Annotated in this window: 7 protein-coding genes; all 7 read left to right on the top strand. The window is 44.2% G+C overall.

Going from position 1 to position 18021, the window contains the following annotated elements:
• Nucleotides 1-97 precede the first annotated feature (97 nt).
• The 7 genes from I2D56_RS01040 to secA2 all read left to right on the top strand — a co-directional run bounded on the left by I2D56_RS01040 (nucleotide 98) and on the right by secA2 (nucleotide 18017).
• A complete protein-coding gene (locus I2D56_RS01040) occupies nucleotides 98-3877 on the top strand; it encodes an LPXTG cell wall anchor domain-containing protein (protein ID WP_272125557.1) in 3780 nt (1259 codons plus the stop codon).
• 239 nt (nucleotides 3878-4116) lie between these two features.
• On the top strand, nucleotides 4117-10506 hold the full coding sequence (locus I2D56_RS01035; protein WP_195347779.1) for an accessory Sec-dependent serine-rich glycoprotein adhesin: 6390 nt from the start codon (nucleotides 4117-4119) through the stop codon (nucleotides 10504-10506).
• 290 nt (nucleotides 10507-10796) lie between these two features.
• Nucleotides 10797-12011: an accessory Sec system protein translocase subunit SecY2 gene (gene secY2, locus I2D56_RS01030; RefSeq protein ID WP_195347778.1), complete on the top strand. Its 1215-nt coding sequence runs from the start codon at nucleotides 10797-10799 to the stop codon at nucleotides 12009-12011.
• Nucleotides 12012-12019: 8 nt separating this feature from the next.
• Nucleotides 12020-13597 carry an accessory Sec system protein Asp1 gene (asp1, locus tag I2D56_RS01025; RefSeq protein ID WP_195347777.1) on the top strand — a complete coding sequence of 526 codons (1578 nt, stop codon included), beginning with the start codon at nucleotides 12020-12022 and terminating at the stop codon, nucleotides 13595-13597.
• 1 nt (nucleotide 13598) lies between these two features.
• Nucleotides 13599-15143, top strand: a complete 1545-nt coding sequence (gene asp2 / locus I2D56_RS01020; protein WP_195347776.1) for an accessory Sec system protein Asp2 — start codon at nucleotides 13599-13601, stop codon at nucleotides 15141-15143.
• On the top strand, nucleotides 15140-15595 hold the full coding sequence (asp3, locus tag I2D56_RS01015; RefSeq protein WP_195347775.1) for an accessory Sec system protein Asp3: 456 nt from the start codon (nucleotides 15140-15142) through the stop codon (nucleotides 15593-15595). Before asp2 ends, asp3 begins: the two co-directional genes overlap by 4 nt.
• 46 nt (nucleotides 15596-15641) lie before the next feature.
• On the top strand, nucleotides 15642-18017 hold the full coding sequence (gene secA2 / locus I2D56_RS01010; protein WP_195347774.1) for an accessory Sec system translocase SecA2: 2376 nt from the start codon (nucleotides 15642-15644) through the stop codon (nucleotides 18015-18017).
• Nucleotides 18018-18021 lie beyond the last annotated feature (4 nt).

The following is an 18021-nucleotide window of genomic DNA, read 5'->3' as shown; positions in this document are numbered from 1 at the left end:
ATGATTGAAAATAGGATTCAATCATGTATAATCAAGAGAGAATAATTTTTGAGGAGAGAGGGGCATTCTTACCTTGCTAAAAAAAACATGGAATAGAGTGACGAGATTTAAATTAATAAAATCGGGGAAACATTGGATTCGAGTAGCCTGTTTGAATGCTTCTTTTTTACGACCTAAAAAAGAAAGAGATGTTTCCAATCATTCTAGTATGGATGCTCCAAGCTCTATAGCCTTAAAAGGCTTGATTGCTACTGGATCCATTATAGGTGCGACGTCAATCGTGCATCAAGCAACTGCTGATGAACTAGCAGATCCAACTATACAGTCAGAAGTAGCTTCAGAAGTGGGAGTGGTTGGTAAAGATAGCTTGGTGTTAGGCAGTGTGGAACAGTCGTCAATGACAAGTCTGTCTACGAGCGAGTGGTCTTCATCAGACTTACAGAGTGGGTCTCTTTCTACTACTTTGTTCATGAAGCATTCTGAAGCACTCTCTACTTCAATGACGGAAGTTAGCGTCCTTTCAAATGGGGTTCAAGAGGCTGTAACCGTCTCAGATCCTGCTAGGGACAAACAGCTTCAAAGTATAGCTCGGGACCTTTATTCCTATATAGAGCAAGCGAAAGAATTGAAAGGTGGAGAAGGAGTTGTGTTGGAAGCGGAAGAGGCTCTGGAGGCGATCCGTAACCAATTAGCCAATCCGGATCAAGATGGAGAGGCGACTCTTCTTCAGGCCAAGTCTGCTCGGAATCGCTTGGTCAATGCTGTGTTAAGAGAGCAATCAGGGAAGAGAGATCCGCGTACAGGTAGTGCCTTAGAAGCGGACAGTGCCTTTCGTACTCCTTTTGTCATGAGCGGTCCGGCAAATAATCATCTCATTACAGCTTATAATTCAGATCCAATTAGGTTGCAATACATTGTGAGAGAGCAGAATGGTGGCGTCATTCTCACTTATATGGGCTATGCTCCCAATAGTGAACGGGTTGAGGGGGTTCTCGTTCCCAATGCAACCTTGAAATCGCCTTTTGCTCCCATGTTGATTGAAGGGAAAGTAGGAGGTACAGAGGTTGTCGAACCTGGGAAGACTTATACAATCACGGTTCGTTTTACCAATTCTAGAAATCAGTTCCTCGACCGTTCTTTCCGCATTAAAGTGTTACCTCAAAATGATGGTATCCGAAATCCAATTGCTCCAGTGACTTCTAATACTCAGGTGACTGATTTGACCAATCTGACTGAGTCTGAAAAAGTGCAGATTTGGGAAAAATTCAAGGCAGCAAATCCACGTCTACTGGCGTCTAAAGATTTTAAGAGCTATTCAGTCTCTGCTGGCGGAGACATTACGGTTGTCTTCAAGGATGATACGTCCAATACTGTAAAGGTGCCTTTGACAGAGGATCCTCGAACGCAGTCGCTCTCGGTGAGTTATTCCCAGAGCGTATCGGAAGCGCAAAGTACGTCTCAAATGCAGTCACAATCGGCCAAATTATCAGAGTCTTTGTCTGAGAACTATTCAGAATCGGAGAGTGCATCAACATCAATCGTTGCTTCTCAAAGCACCTCGCTCTCTACAAGTCTCTCGGTATCACAAGCGGCATCTCAATCTTTGAGTGTTCTAGAATCAGAGAGCCTTTCGGAATCTGCTTCGGTTTCTGTTAGTGAGTCTAAATCAGTCAGTGCGGTGGTGTCAGAGAGTCAGTCTGCATCAGTCAGCGAGTCGGAGTCATTAAGAATCTCTAAATCGCTCAGTCAGGCTACTTCAGAAAGCACCTCAGAGTCGGTTTCGGAATCGTTGAGTACCTCGGTTTCCACAAGTGATTCCGTTTCGACCTCTGAATCCGATTCGCTTAGTCAGTCTATATCGGCAAGTGTTTCAGAGTCGGTTTCGGAATCGTTGAGTACCTCGGTCTCCACAAGTGATTCCGTTTCGACCTCTGAATCCGATTCGCTTAGTCAGTCTATATCGGCAAGTGTTTCCGAGTTGGTTTCAGAATCGTTGAGTGCTTCGGTTTCTTCAAGTGAATCTGTTTTGACCTCTGAATCCGAGTCGATTAGCCAGTCAGCATCGGCAAGTATCTCCAAGTCGGTTTCGGAATCGTTGAGTACTTCGGTTTCCACAAGTGCTTCCGTTTCGACCTCTCAATCCGAATCTGTCAGTCAGTCTACATCGGCAAGTGTTTCCGAGTCGGTTTCGGAATCGTTGAGTGCCTCGGTTTCCACGAGTGAGTCAGTTTCGACCTCTGAATCAGAGTCCGTACGTCAGTCTGCATCAGAAAGCCTGTCAGAGAGTGTCTCAGGATCGTTAAGCACAGCGGTTTCCACAAGTGATTCCGTTTCGACCTCTGAATCCGATTCGCTTAGTCAGTCTATATCGGCAAGTGCCTCAGGATCGGTTTCAGAATCGTTTAGTGCTTCGGTTTCTGCAAGTGAATCTGTTTTGACCTCTGAATCCGAGTCGATTAGCCAGTCTATATCGGCAAGTGTTTCAGAGTCAGTTTCTAACTCCTTGAGTACCTCGGTTTCCACAAGTGATTCCGTTTCTACCTCTGAGTCCGATTCGCTTAGTCAGTCTGCCTCGGCAAGTGTTTCCGAATCCGTCTCAGAATTCTTGAGTACCTCAGTTTCGATAAGTGAATCCATTTTGACTTCTGAGTCCGAGTCGTTAAGTCAGTCAGTATCGGTAAGTATCTCCGAGTCTGTTTCAGAATCGTTGAACACTTCGGTATCCGCCAGTGAATCTCTTTCGACCTCTGAATCCGATTCGCTTAGTCAGTCTATATCGGCAAGTGTTTCAGAGTCAGTTTCTGACTCCTTGAGTACCTTAGTTTCTGTAAGTGAGTCTGTATTGACATCTCAATCCAAATCTGTAAGTCAATCGGTATCGGCAAGTGTTTCAGAGTCAGTTTCAGCATCGTTGAGTACATCCGTTTCCACAAGTGATTTTCTTTCGACTTCAGAGTCGGTTGTCGAAAGTCAATTAGCATCTGAGAGCCTGTCAGAAAGTGTCTCCGAGTCAGTCTCTGAATCATTGAGTAGCTCGGTTTCCACAAGCGAGTCAGCTTCGACCTCCGAGTCCGAGTCGCATAGTCAGTCTACATCGGCAAGTGCTTCTGAGTCGGTTTCAGAATCGTTGAGTACATCCATTTCCACAAGTGATTTTCTTTCGACTTCAGAGTCGGTTGCCGAAAGTCAATTAGCATCTGAGAGCCTGTTAGAGAGCGTCTCAGAGTCTTTGAGTACTTCATTCTCAGCAAGTGACTCAGCCTCGACTTCTGAGTTGGAATCAGAGTCAGTCTCTTTGAGTATCTCGGATTCTACAAGAGGGTCGGTCTCAGCTTCCCAATCGCTTTCAACTAGCCAGTTGACCTCAGAAACCGAGTCCGTCTCCGAATTAATGAGTGCCTCAATTTCCGCAAGTGAATCTATGTCAACTTCTCAATCCGAGTCGGTAAGGAATTCAGCTTCTATCTCGAGTTCTTTGAGCCAATCTGCTCCAACAAGCGAGTCTGTCTCGCCACCGGAGTCTAGGTCTGAGAGTCAGTCTGATTCAGTCAGTCTAACCGAGTCGTCATCGGGATCCCTGAGCGGTTCAATCTCAACAAGTGAAACCCTCTCAGAGTCCTCATTTGACTCGCAAAGTCATTCAGAGTCAATCAGTCATTCTCAGTATCTTTCAAGGCTGGATTCAACAAGCGAAGTTCGGTCTGAGAGTGTTTCAGGATTACTCATCCAGTCCTTATCCAACAAAGAAAGCTCATCGGAAGAAGTTCTTCCGGCAACTGGGGAGAAGAAATCTACAGGATCAATCTTATTTGCTACTCTTGCATCTTTCGTTGGGCTAGCTCTATTGGGGCGCCGTAAAAAAGAAGAGGAAGAATAATCCTGTATCGCTATGTGAAAACAGCCATCTATTATTTTGAGTGTCTACAAAAGAATCTCATTTTGAGGTTCTTTTTTTCTGTTTTACCCTATTAGATTTCGCTGATTTTATCAAAAAATAATGAAAATACTTTCGAGGAGGAATTTTTTGAAAATTGAATTGTTATTTACCTCAAATTACTTGAATATGTATAGTAATAATGTATAATATTTAATGACTATAATGTTGAGGGGATATTCATGTTTTTTAAACGTTTGAATGGAAAAGTTAGGGAGATGGATCGAACGACTCGTTTCAAGTTAATCAAGTCTGGGAAGCACTGGGTTCGTTCAGAAAATTCTACCTTAGGTTTATTTAAAATTGTTCGTGGAGAAGTAGAAACAAGAGTTGTAACGAAGTCAGATAAGGAGCGGGATGGGATCCGTTCTACAAGTCAATTTGTACTGAAAGGCTTATTGGCGACGGGAGCAGCTGCTGGTGCTACCTCCATTATCAACACGGCTTTTGCGGATGAAGCAGGAACTGATGTGGTGACAACTTCTGAATTACAGAAAGAGACCTTAGCAGAGGCCAATAGCTTAGTGATTGGATCTGTTTCTGATGCCAGATCAATGTCAGAAGAAAGTTTCGAATCGACAAGTGCTTCAGTCTCTTTAAGCGAGCACGGTTCTGAGAGCCTTACTGTGGCTCTGAGCGAATCTGCTTCAGAAGCTACGACGACATCAGAGTCAAGCCTGGAAACGACCGAAAGGGTTCTAAGTGCAACGGATAAGGTTGGTCTAGAACAGAATCTGTCAGAAGCGACCTTGTTGACCCAAATGGCCGAAAACTATGCCTCAAACCTTACAGATGCGGATCAAAAAGCAGCTCTTTCAGCTGCTATCGCTAAGGTGCAAACCGATTTATCAACCAGTACTCAGTTGCTTCATGAAAATGTAGGGACGCAAGCTTATGTGGGTCAGCGTCAACGCTTAAATCAGTCTGTTGACGAGCTGATGCTTGCTCTGAAAGCATCAGGTTTTGTGGGGAATAGCAGTGTAAACGGCAAACCTGCCATTGCAGCTCAGTTGGCACCAATTTATGAAACCGTAACGGACTCTGAAGAGTTATCAGAAATTACTCCTGATTTGGAAGACCGAAACGGAGCTAATATCGAAGATGCTGCTTTGAAATTTGCAGGAGTAGAAAAGGATCCGCATTTAGATAAATCTGTTACAAATCTTGATCCTGAGGCTCTCAAATCTCTTTCTGAGACTCATGATGTGACGCGCTATACTTTTGCTATTTGGGATTTCGTTAATCGAGTGAAGCCGGATCCTCTGGATTATTATGCAACCTTATCCGTCGATCGTAGCTCGATTGGTTCAACTACTCCTAAAGGTGTCGATGTATACTTCCGCTTGGTTAAAAAGTCTAGTGGTACGGAGGTTTATGCTCAAACAGTTAAAGCAAATAGTGTGGTTGAGTTTGATTTACCAAAGGAATTAGTTGGTTCAGATACAAACCGCCAATACAGGGTCTTTTACTCAATTTATAATGATGGGAAACCTGGAGTTATACGGATGCAAAGTGTAAGTTACCAGACTCCTAAATTTATGATTCAACAGCTTTATGATGTGCTAGAACCTAAAAATGTAGGTCTTTATGCACCATCGACAGTAGCATCCATTGTTCCATCACGAAGTGCTGAACATGTTACCTATTACAAGCTCATTCGGGACAAGGGAGAATTCCGACAAGGAGCTTACGTCCCGAATGGCAGGGAAACTGTTTTGGCTTCTTATGCCCAGGTTGGTATTGAAGGTCAGGAGTACACAGCTTCAGCTGCTCGACAATTGGATGGTTTTGTTCAAGTTCCGCTAGTAGACTACCATCAGAATAAAATGTCTGGTATTTTTGATCTTAGTGAAGTTGGGAAACAGACTGTCGAAGCATATCGAGGAGGGGCAAGAGACCACTATATTAAGCTTGTCCGAGAAGTGACGAGTCCAAATGGCGATTTCACTTTAAAATACTATGTGTTGGATCCTTCCAAACAGAGAAATTACCGGAAAGGTGATAACGGTACAGTATTTGACCTTGCAAATTATACCTTAGTCTATGAAAAGGCCTTTAGAAATGATCATTGGAATGAAACCTTTGAACATCTTGAGACGCGAGAGGTAAAAAGTAAGAAAGAAGATTATTCTCTTACAGTTACTCCCGATTTTTCAGATGGAAAAAACTTTAAGTTAAAAATCTCAGGTTGGTTCTCCTTGACAGAGAAGGAGAGCTATACGGATGAAAAAACGGGTAAGGAATATTCTTTCCGTAAACCCTATACTTCCGCTCCAGAAAATCAAGCACAGCATAGCGGTAACCATATTGTGGGTGATGATGCATCCCTTCAAGGTGCAGACGGATTTTCTAAGTTTTATCATACGGTTTCGACCCGAGTTAGTTACTTTCCATTGAAGAGTGTGAATTACTATTACCGAAGAATGACTCCTTCTGAATTGAGTTCTCAATCATTCATTTATTCAGCTTCTCATTCGATGTCAACACAAGATAGTCTTTCATACTCAGAAAGCACCTCGCAAGTAGTTGCTTCAGAATCTCAATCTCTGTCTGTAGCTGTTTCTCTGTGGGATAGTCAATCAACGTCCTTATCTGAGTCGATGTCAAGTAGTGACTCGGTATCAGATAGTTTTTCTATTTCACAGGAACTCGAATCTCAATCGCTATCTTCTTCTCAGTCTAATTTGCAGAATGATTCGGAGGTCTCAGCTTCAGTATCGGTAAGTAGCTCTCTATCTGCTTCAGAGAAGTTAGCTTCTGAGTCATTGAGTGGCTCCTTGTCTGTATCGGAGTCGATTTCTTCCGCTTCGACAAGCGCATCGTTATCAGCCTCAGAGGTATCCGTTTCGGCTTCAGCAAGCAGTTCATTGTCAGTTTCAGAGAAATCCGCTTCTGAATCCTTGAGTGGATCGCTGTCTGTATCAGAGTCAATTGTTTCCACTTCAGCAAGTAGTTCGTTGTCAGTCTCAGAGAAGTCATCTTCTGAATCAGTAAGCGAATCCTTGTCTGTATCAGAATCGATTTCTTCCGCTTCGACAAGCGCATCGTTATCAGCCTCAGAGGTATCCGTTTCAGCATCAACAAGTAGCTCTCTATCTGCTTCGGAGAAATTTGCTTCTGAATCATTAAGTGGTTCCCTGTCTGTATCAGAGTCGGTTGTTTCTACTTCAGCAAGTAGCTCGTTGTCAGCTTCAGAGAAATCAGCATCCAAATCATTAAGTGGTTCCTTGTCTGTATCAGAGTCAATTGCATCAACGTCAGCAAGTACTTCAGAATCTGTAGCTCGTATGAAATCTTCTGAACTTCAATCCGCTTCAGTATCTGAGTTGATTTCGGAATCAACTAGCGTGTCAACTTCATCATCGATAAGTGCTTCAGAAGCAAGTACGTCGATTTCGGCCAGCGCATTCGAATCGGAATTGAATTCTAAGTCTGTTTCAATCAGTGCATCTAATTCTGTCTTGAGTTCAGCATCCGTTTCAACAAGTGCATCTGAGTCAACCTCAAGCAAGCTAGCATCTGAGTTGGAGTCTGTTTCCATCTCGGTAAGTAGTTCGTTATCAGCCTCAGAGGTAGCCGTTTCAGAATCGTTAAGTAGTTCTCTGTCAGCTTCAGAGAAATCAGCATCCGAATCATTGAGCGGATCCTTGTCTGTATCAGAGTCGATCTCATCAGCATCGACAAGTGCATCGGTATCAGCCTCAGAAGTATCCGTTTCAGAATCAGCAAGTAGCTCTCTATCTGCTTCAGAGAAATCTGCATCCAAATCATTGAGTGGATCGTTGTCTGTATCAGAGTCGATTGCATCAACGTCGGCAAGTACTTCGGAATCTGTAGCTCAAATGAAATCTTCTGAACTTCAATCCGCTTCAGTATCTGAGTTGATTTCGGAATCAACTAGTGTGTCAAGTTCATCATCGATAAGTGTTTCAGAAGCAAGTGCGTCGATTTCGGCAAGCGTATCTGAATCAGTCTTGAGTTCCGAGTCCGTTTCAGTAAGTACATCTGAATCAACCTCAAGTAAACAAGCTTCTGAGTTGGCGTCTGCTTCGACCTCTGAGTCAGTTTCAACGAGTGCTTCAAAAACTAGTGCGTCAGTTTCAGCAAGCGCGTCAGAATCAGTCTTGAATTCAACATCCGTTTCAACAAGTGCATCTGAGTCAACCTCAAGCAAGCTAGCATCTGAGTTGGCATCGGCTTCAACCTCAGCCTCTGAGTCAGTCTCAACTAGCACTTCAGAATCTGTAGCTCGTATGGAATCTTCTGAACTTCAATCTGTCTCAGTGTCTGAGTTGACTTCGAAATCAACAAGCGTTTCAGCTTCGGCTTTGACAAGTGTGTCAGAAGCAAGAGCATCGGTTTCAGCCAGCGTATCAGAATCAGTCTTGAATTCAGCGTCTGTTTCAAACAGTGTCTCTGATTCGACCTCACGCACGCAAGTTTCTGAGTTGGCGTCTGCTTCAACATCAGAGTCAGTCTCAACTAGCACATCAGAATCTGAAGCTCAAATGGAATCTTCTGAGCTTCAGTCTACATCTGTATCTGAGTTGAGTTCGGAATCCGTTTCGGCTTCAGCAAGCGCATCAGAATCTGCTTCAAACAAACAAGCCTCTGAATTGGCTTCGGCCTCAGAGTCAGTTTCAGCCAGCGCATCCGAATCAGTCTTGAATTCCGAGTCTGTTTCAATCCGTGCATCTGAATCTGCTTCTCGCAAGCAAGCCTCTGAGTTTGAGTCAACATCAACATCTGATTCAGTGTCAACTAGTGAGTCTGTATCAGTAAGTAGTTCAGAGTCTGTTTTGAATTCTGCATCTGTTTCAGCAAGCACATCAGAATCTGAAGCTCAAATGGAATCTTCTGAGCTTCAATCTGCCTCAGTGTCTGAGTTGACTTCGAAATCAACAAGCGTGTCAACTTCAGCATCTACAAGTGTGTCAGAATCAAGTGCATCTGTTTCAGCCAGCGTATCCGAATCGGAATTGAATTCAGCATCTGTTTCAGCGAGCACATCCGAATTTGCTTCAAACAAACAAGCTTCTGAGCTTCAGTCTGCCTCAGTGTCTGAGTTGACTTCTGAATCAATCAGCGTTTCCGTTTCAACATCGACAAGTGCGTCAGCCAGCGTATCTGAATTGGTCTTGAATTCAGCGTCTGTTTCAGCAAGAGCATCCGAATCTGCTTCTCGCAAGCAAGCCTCTGAATTGGCTTCGGCCTCAGAGTCAGTTTCAGCCAGCGTATCTGAATCGGTCTTGAATTCAGCATCTGTTTCAGAAAGTGCATCCGAATCTGCTTCAACCAAACAAGCCTCTGAATTGGCATCCGCTTCAATCTCTGAGTCCGTTTCAGCAAGAGCTTCGGAATCTATCTTGAGTTCTGAGTCTGCTTCAAGCAAGCAAGTTTCTGAGTTAGAGTCAACATCAACATCTGATTCAGTGTCAACTAGTGAGTCTGTATCAGTAAGTAGTTCAGAGTCTGTTTTGAACTCTGCATCAGTTTCAGTAAGCGTATCAGAATCGGTCTTGAATTCAACATCTGTTTCAGAAAGTGCATCCGAATCGGCTTCTCGCAAGCAAGCCTCTAAATTGGCTTCGACCTCTGAGTCAGTTTCAGCAAGAGCTTCAGAATCTATTTTGAGTTCTGAGTCTGTTTCAGAAAGTGCATCAGAATCTGCTTCTCGCAAGCAATCCTCTGAGTTAGAGTCGACATCAACATCTGAGTCAGTTTCAACCAGCACATCCGAATCTGTAGCTCGTATGGAATCTTCTGAACTTCAATCTGCCTCAGTGTCTGAGTTGACTTCAGCATCCGTTTCCGCGTCAGCAAGAGCTTCAGAATCTATCTTGAGTTTTGAGTCTGTTTCAATCAGTGCCTCTGAATCTGCTTCAAACAAACAAGCCTCTGAATTGGCATCCGCTTCAATCTCAGAGTCAGTTTCAACCAGCATATCAGAATCTGTAGCTCAAATGGAATCTTCTGAGCTTCAGTCTGCCTCAGTGTCTAAGTTGACTTCAGCATCCGTTTCCGCGTCAGCAAGCGCATCAAAATCAGTCTTGAATTCAGCGTCTGTTTTAGCAAGCCCATCCGAATCTGCTTCAAACAAACAAACCTCTGAATTGGCTTCAGCATCGCATCAAACGAGTGCTTCTGATCAGTCTTCGACTTCTACAAATAGATCGACTTCGTCTACTCATTCTATGTCACAGGCATCAAATTGGTCATCCGCTTCTGCCTTGGCTTCAAATGCAGTAAACGAATCTACAGTGGTGTACGGGTCTGCTTCGGCGAGTCTTCAGGAGCCAGCGAGCACACTTGTTTCATTAAAAGCAAGCCAGCTCTCCTCAGAATCGACTTCTCTTTCAACGAGTCGTTCTACCTCTAGCTCGGCAAGTCAATCCCATTCACAAAGTCAAGTGACTCCTCAGATGAGCTCTTCTGGCGAGAAATCGGCTGCTTCTGTCTCTGAAGCGAAATCGGCGTCGGACTCTCTGGGAGTGACGTCACGTGAGCTGTTCATTACGCTTGTAGTAGCTTTCTTTGCAGGCTTGGCCTCATTTTTCCATCGTAAAAAGTAAATACAATCATCTTTCTTAAATTGAAAATTTGCTTCTTTCGATTCTTCTGATATACCGGCAGATCCATGAGTGGATTTGTCGGTTTTCTTTGAGAATGTCGGGTGAAAAGCCTAGTGAAATATGGTATAATGAATGGAGAAAAGCTAGATGAATAGTGGTTCTTCAGATCATCTTCTGAAGAACTTTTTTTCTCTTATAGATCAGAGATCGTTTAGGTGAAATGGTCAAATTTGATGAGAGGACTTAGTTAGGATAAGCATTCGAAAGAAGGGGGAGTAGAAGAGCAGGATATGATGAAACAATCTGGAGTTAGGAAACGATTATTTTGGACAATCCTATTCGTTTTTGTTTATGTTTTAGGAAGTAAAATCACCTTGCCCTTTGTAGACCTAGCGAAGGTTCTAAATGTGAATGAAGGTGCTGCAAGGGGTCTGGAGTTGACGAGTGCTATCATGGGTGGAAATCTTCGTGGCATGTCCATCTTCGCTCTTGGACTTTCTCCCTGGATGTCTTCCATGATTTTGTGGCGGTTGTTTACAGTATCTAAACGGTATAACCTGGAGAGGACCAGTTCGGAGCTTGTGGAACGACGGAAGATGTACCTGACACTTGCTCTTGCTCTTGTTCAATCTCTGGCCATCTCTCTTTATCTCCCCTTACAAACAGATCTGAGCCCCCTTCTAGTTGTCTCGCTCAATGCCTTGATAATGATTGCAGGAACCTTTTTCTTGGTCTGGTTAGCTGATTTAAATACGGCCCTAGGCTTGGGGAATTCTATTGTGATCATGATGGCGGGGATGCTCCTGTACTTGCCAGAGGATGTCCTTGGAACCTTGTCAAAGAGTGGGGGTTCAGCATACAGCCTCCTGTTTCTAGTGCCCCTTTTATTAACATTTATTTTCATGGTCGTATGCATTGAGTATGCTCGCTATCGGATCCCTGTGAATAAACTGGGGATTCATAATAGTTTGAAACCTCACACCTTTTTAGAGGTCAAGCTCAATCCAGCTGGGGGGATGCCCTTTATGTATGCCATGACCTTGGTTTCTATCCCGCAGTATATCTTTTTGCTAGTCCAAGCCATCAATCCCCGTGCGTCATGGGCTGCCAGTATCGCAAAGGAGTTGGTAATAGGAGCGCCAGCTTGGATCCTGCTCTACGGTCTGATGATAGCAATTTTGTCCTTTGCTTTTGCCTTTGTGACGGTCAATGGGGAAGAAATTGCAGACAAGATGATGAAAAACTCAGAGTATATTGATTTCGTTTATCCTGGCGAAGAGACACGTCGGTACATCAATCGAATTGTCTTTCGTTTAACGGTCTTTGGGACACTTTATTTAATTCTGTTTACAGCATTGCCTTTCCTTCTTCTGCTCTGGGATAGAGGACTTTTGCGTTTGGCCATGATTCCAGGGAGTTTTCTCATGTTTGTGGGGATGATGTCGACCATCCGAGAGGAAGTTCGAGCCCTTCGCGTGAACCAAGGCTATACAAGATTGTTTTAGGAGTTGTTATGTATTACTTTATACCAGCCTGGTATGGCAGTGAGCGGATTTGGCACAGTAGGGTGACGCCTTGGTATTGGACGCAAGCTACGATTGAATTTGATGAGACTATTCACCAGCTTCGGGTCTTCCAGGAAGCGGGAGTGGAGCGGAAATTAGTGATTCCGCACTATTGCCCGCAATTGCGTTACGACCTCCATCGGCAAGATTTGTTAGAAATAGACTATCTGTCGATTTTTGACCACATTCAGGGGATTTCCCCTCATCAAGAGATGCTTCCGATTCAGGTCGAGGATTTGGAATGGCCTGCTCACACAAGCTTTACTTATACGCCTTTTCAAATAGTGGCGTTCTGTCGCGGCCAGGAGATTGCTAGTATCGATCTGGGGGTAGACGGGAATATCCTCTCAGTGAGACGGGTAAAGGATAAGGAAACGGTTTATGTGCAGTATCTGGATGACCGAGGCTTTATTTCCAGTCTTATATACTACAAAGAGGGAAGTCCCTATTTTCAAGACTATCTAACCCCTGAAGGTGACTGGGTCTTGAGAGAGTTGTTGACAGATGCTAGCCACATGGTCTTGGTCAATGAAGCTTTTCAGAAGCAGTTCAAACGAGAAACCTATCCGGACATGGGAGAAGTGGTTGCTGAAAAATTGAAAGCCAACCTAGGAGACCTGGTTCCGGGTCAAGATCGTCTGGTGATTGCAGCCCATCCGGTCAATCTACCCTTTGTCCAACAAGTGGGACTAGGTGTTTCAAAGGTTCTTTCTTTTTATGGGCAACGCCAGCCCTTATCTCAAGAAGATTCGTCGCTTCATTTTTCTTTAAAAGAGGTTGACTTGGTGATAACGGATAGTGAAAAAACGAAACAGGACTTGCTTGGTCTTGCTCCAAGTCTTACTTCTAAGATCCATCGCCTGACGTCCTTTGATTCACGGCTGAGGTTAGGAAGCAGTCAGGAGAGGAAGGAGTCGAAAATCTTTTTCCACCTGGATGAAAAGGATCTCCCCTCTCAATCCGTTTTACAGAAAATGTTTGAAATCTTAGCGAAAAATCCCTTGTTTGAGGTCATTTTCGCGATTTACAATGCTTCTGATGAAACAGTAGCGGCACTGGATCATCAGTTAGAAGACTTGGCTAGCAAGATGGGGATAGCTTCTCTAGGGGGGCAGGTTGATTCTCGAGAACTGGGAGAAAACCACCTCCTCGAAGATGCCTCTCTCTTTGAAAAGAAGCTAGATCGTTATAAGGTTCGAAATTTCTTTAACGAAAATGATATCATCAAAGAATTAGAACAGACTCGCTTAATAATAGACGTAAGTGAGGAACCCGATCTGTATACACAAATTGCAGGCATTTCGGCAGGAATCCCTCAGATCAATCGTACCCATACGGAGTATGTAGACCATTTTAAAAATGGATATGTCTTGGGTGAGATGGAGGAAGAGCTAGAAAAAGCGATAGACTATTTCCTTAGAGATCTGAAACCGTGGAATGAAGCGCTGATTTATTCTGTCGAAAAGATCCAAGAATACACAGGCCAGCGCTTGATCGCCAAATGGGAAGGATGGATGAAAAACTAGGATGGACAGGAAGTTGGAAACAGGCCATATTCTTCAAATTGGACCTACAAATTGGCAGGAAGAAGTGACAATTCCAGAAGGTCTGAACTGGCATTATTTTTCTATCCAAACCCCTCTACAGATAGAGGACTACATGGCGGAGCAAGGTATTAAGGAGTTCCAGGCCTTGGTGCTGGATCATCCTGAGAGGTTATTGAGCTTCAAAGAAGAATTGAGTCTCTTTCAGCCCTACACTGTTTTCTATGATCAAGTATATGATCAAGAGTCAGTTACAGAAGAACTGGATCATTTGATGCAACTGGTTCAGGCTAAGGCTTGGGATTTTTCCGATAAGGCTCCCTTTCTCTATCAACTTCATCGTTTCCTTTATGACGGCCAGTATGGGGATGCCTTTAGTGTCAGAGAGTTACGAGTTAGAGCTGACTTTGCAGGCAGTCAAACGGTCAGAGGGAAACACTTTTTGGAGTTAGAGGGTTCATATGGAGAAGAATATACTCCCATAGCCCAGTGGGTCAACACCTATTCGTATGATGGGGTCATTCCTACGGATCTATGGCTAGAGTACGAGAAAACGCCAGACTGCCAGATCCAGTTGCGGGTCCAATTTTTCCAGAGTGGGACCTTGGGATCTTTAGTGAAGGAGCTTGTCTATTCAGAAACAGATTTGGAAAGGCCGGTTTTAATTGACGAGCCCGATCGTTATTACCTATCCTTTTCACTAGAAGCGAAGGGCCAGGGGCGACTCATAATCGGTGCTTTGCACAAGCGCTTCTCTCATGGTCCTTTTGGAGAAATTGCTCTTGGTTCACAGACTCTCAGAGACAGCAAGCGTCAGGAAATTTTTGCTTATTTCCATCCAGGAGACCTGAAGCCACCTCTGAATGTCTATTTCTCCGGTTATCGTCCTGCAGAGGGCTTTGAAGGCTTTGCCATGATGAAAAATATGGGAGCGCCCTTTATTCTCTTTTCGGATCCACGTCTAGAGGGGGGATGCTTCTATCTAGGCTCTCCAGAGTTGGAAAAGAAGATTCAGGATTTTATCGATCACCATCTTCAATCCTTAGGATTTGGTCCCAAAGAATTGAACTTTTCAGGTCTATCGATGGGCACTTATGGAGCTCTCTACTATGGAGCCTCTTACTCACCTCATGCGATCTTGGTTGGGAAACCGATTGTCAACCTTGGGGATGTAGCTGCCAATCTGAAGTTTAAACGACCAGATGAATTTGGAACCTCGCTCGATATGATGCAATTGCTTCTTGGTCGAGTGTCAAGTGAAGGCATAGAGGCCTTGAACAAGCGTTTTTGGGATCGATTTCATCAGGCAGAGTTAAAGGATACCCTCTTAGCCTTGGCTTATATGAGAGACGATGATTACGACCAGAAGGCTTATTCGGATATTTTAGAAGCTCTTTATCACCAGCCTATTCGGATCATTAGTTCAAGTCGCCCGGGTCGCCACAATGATGCAACGGAGTCTATCATTGAGTGGTTCTTGACCCAATACAAAGAAATCATGGAAAGAGATTTTGGAAGAAGCGGATGATTAGGATGAGAAAGCAAAAAGATCGTCTCCTTTATTGGGGGCCGATCTCTTCAGTTGATTATTTATGGGGGTCTGTGATAGAAAGATTAGCAGAAGATCAGATTCGATTTACGAATCCTTTGATGCCTTCTGGTCAAGTCTTAAAAAGTTGGAAATCCCTCACAAGCTATGGGGAGGATCGGATGGCACCCAGTCTGCCACTTATACAGAGAGGCCGGACCTATATAGTTGAAGTTCAGATGACTTCTAGGCCTGCTCATACGGTTATGCTAGAAGTTGTTTGCCAGGATCGTTTTGGCAAGATAGTGGACCGGCAGGTCAGTACAGAAGGGCAAGTTAAGTTTGTGTATCCAGAGCAAGCCTATTCTTACCAAGTGCATCTCCTCAGTGCAGGGATGCAAGAGTTTACCTTTCACCATATCACGATTTCACCGATTTCGTCTGAACAATGAGTTGTTCTGATATAGATCAAGCAGATGGATAGTAAATGAGGACCCAGTGGATTCTATAAAATTGAAAAAAATAAAAAAGATCTTAAATGAGGTGAATAGCTGGAAAGATCGGATGTCCCAGTTGACAGACCAGCAGTTACAAGAAAAGACAGAGGAATTCCGCCGTCGTTTCCGACAAGGAGAGTCACTAGACGATTTGCTAGCAGAAGCTTATGCAGTCGTGAGAGAAGTCTCTCAGAGAGTCTTGGGGATGTTTCCTTACGATGTTCAAGTCATGGGAGCGATCGTCCTCCACCAAGGAAATATTGCAGAGATGGAAACCGGGGAAGGAAAGACCCTAACGGCAACCATGCCCGCCTACCTGAATGCAATAGAAGGGAAGGGGGTTATGGTGATTACCCCCAATACTTACCTGGCAACTCGTGATGCGGAAGAAATGGGTAAGATTTATCGTTTTCTAGGTTTGACAGTCGGAGTTCCACTTCAAGATACTGAGGGCGAACTCTCCCCAGCTAAGAAGCGGTCGCTCTATCAATCTGACATTGTTTATACCACCAATAGCAGCTTGGGCTTTGATTATCTTTCAGAAAATTTAACCGCCTCACTTGATGGCCAATTCCTGGCAAATTTGAACTATGCGATTGTAGATGAAATCGATTCTATCTTATTGGATAGTGCTCAGACACCCTTAGTGATTTCGGGCTCTCCTCGTGTGCAGTCCAATCTATATGGGATTGTAGACACCTTGATCCGAACCTTCAAAGAAGGAGAAGAATACAAGGCTGATGGGGACAAGAAACAGGTGTGGTTGACCCCAAAAGGTGTAAAAGCAGCCGAGGCTTTTCTATCCCTGCAGCATTTGTATGATCCTGAGCACCGTGATCTTGTCCGCCATATTAGTCTGGCTTTACAAGCACATCAACACTATAAAAGGGACAAGGACTATGTCGTCCGTTCGAATAAAAAAGGAGAACAGGAGCTTGTCCTTTTGGATCAAGCAACGGGGCGTCTTATGGAATTGACTCGTCTTCAAGGGGGACTGCATCAGGCTCTTGAAGCCAAGGAAGGACTTTCATTGACACCAGAGACACGGGCCATGGCTTCGATTACTTACCAAAATTTATTCAAGATGTTTCAAAAACTTGGCGGTATGACGGGAACCGGGAAGGTTGCAGAAGCTGAATTTTTGGAGACCTATGCCATGTCAGTGATTCAGATCCCAACCAATCGAAAACGGATTAGGCAGGATCTTCCAGATGAGATATACCAGACCTTGCCAGAAAAAGTCTATGCTTCTATGGCCTACATCAAAGAAGTCCATGCAAAGGGAAACCCGATTTTGATCTTTGCCGGCTCGGTTGAGATGTCTGTCTTGTATTCAAACCTTCTCCTTCGTGAAGGAATTCCCCATAATCTGTTGAATGCTAACAAGGCTTCTCGTGAAGCACAGATCATTGCTGAATCTGGGCAAAAAGGTGCAGTGACCGTTGCGACCTCGATGGCAGGTCGGGGGACAGATATCAAATTAGGGCAGGGTGTAGCTGCCTTAGGTGGTTTGGTTGTCGTCGGGACGGAGCGGATGATGAATCGCCGGATAGATCTCCAGATTCGAGGACGATCAGGACGTCAAGGAGATCCTGGAAAAACCAAGTTTTTTGTCTCTCTGGAGGATGATTTAATCAAACACTGGGGGCCAAACTGGATTCAAGATAGGTATCAAGATTACGACGTAGAGGATCGACTTCGAAAAGCCAAACCTCTAACTCGGAGGAAATACCATCGCATCGTCGCTCAAGCTCAGGATGTGAGTGAAAGTGCTGCGCAAGCTAGTCGTCACTTGACCTTGGAGTTCGCAGAGAGTATGAACATTCAACGCGATTTGGTTTATAAGGAACGGGATCGGTTGATCAGGCTGGACAGACGTTTGGATGGATTAATCGAGAAAATTGCTCGGGAAGTGTTTGCCCAAGTGGCTAAAAATAAAAAGTATCAAGACCCGATTGCCTTCTATCACTATATTTTAGATCATATCAGTTATCAGGTTAATCCTGCTCAGATCCATCAAGCCATTCCTTCCAAGCAGGCAAAAGAGGATTTCCTCTGGGAGCTAGCCCGCTCGGAGTTGCTTGCTAAATATCAAAGGCTGGAATCCGATGAGGTAATTGCTCAGTTTCAACGTATGGTGCTCTTAAAAGCTATTGACGAAAATTGGGTGGAACAAGTGGATTATTTGCAACAATTACGTGTGGCCTTGTCTGGTCAGTACGCCAGTCAAAAGAATCCACTGGTCGAATTTTTCCAAGAAGCCTCTTTATCTTTTGATCGGATGAAGGCTTTGGCAAAAGAGCAGATGGTTCGCAATCTCTTACTCAGTCGAGTAGAAATCAATACAAAAGGGGAAATTGTCCTGTATTTCCCATAAAAGA

Origin of the sequence: Streptococcus australis (assembly GCF_015553625.1) — a bacterium.
Classification (GTDB): Bacteria; Bacillota; Bacilli; order Lactobacillales; family Streptococcaceae; genus Streptococcus; species Streptococcus australis_B.
This window is presented reverse-complemented; position numbering and strand designations above follow the sequence as displayed.

Coding starts and splice junctions, on each gene's coding strand:
- I2D56_RS01035 (WP_195347779.1), top strand. CDS start 4,117: ATGTTTTTTAAACGTTTGAATGGAAAAGTTAGGGAGATGGATCGAACG.
- secY2 (WP_195347778.1), top strand. CDS start 10,797: ATGATGAAACAATCTGGAGTTAGGAAACGATTATTTTGGACAATCCTA.
- asp1 (WP_195347777.1), top strand. CDS start 12,020: ATGTATTACTTTATACCAGCCTGGTATGGCAGTGAGCGGATTTGGCAC.
- asp2 (WP_195347776.1), top strand. CDS start 13,599: ATGGACAGGAAGTTGGAAACAGGCCATATTCTTCAAATTGGACCTACA.
- asp3 (WP_195347775.1), top strand. CDS start 15,140: ATGATTAGGATGAGAAAGCAAAAAGATCGTCTCCTTTATTGGGGGCCG.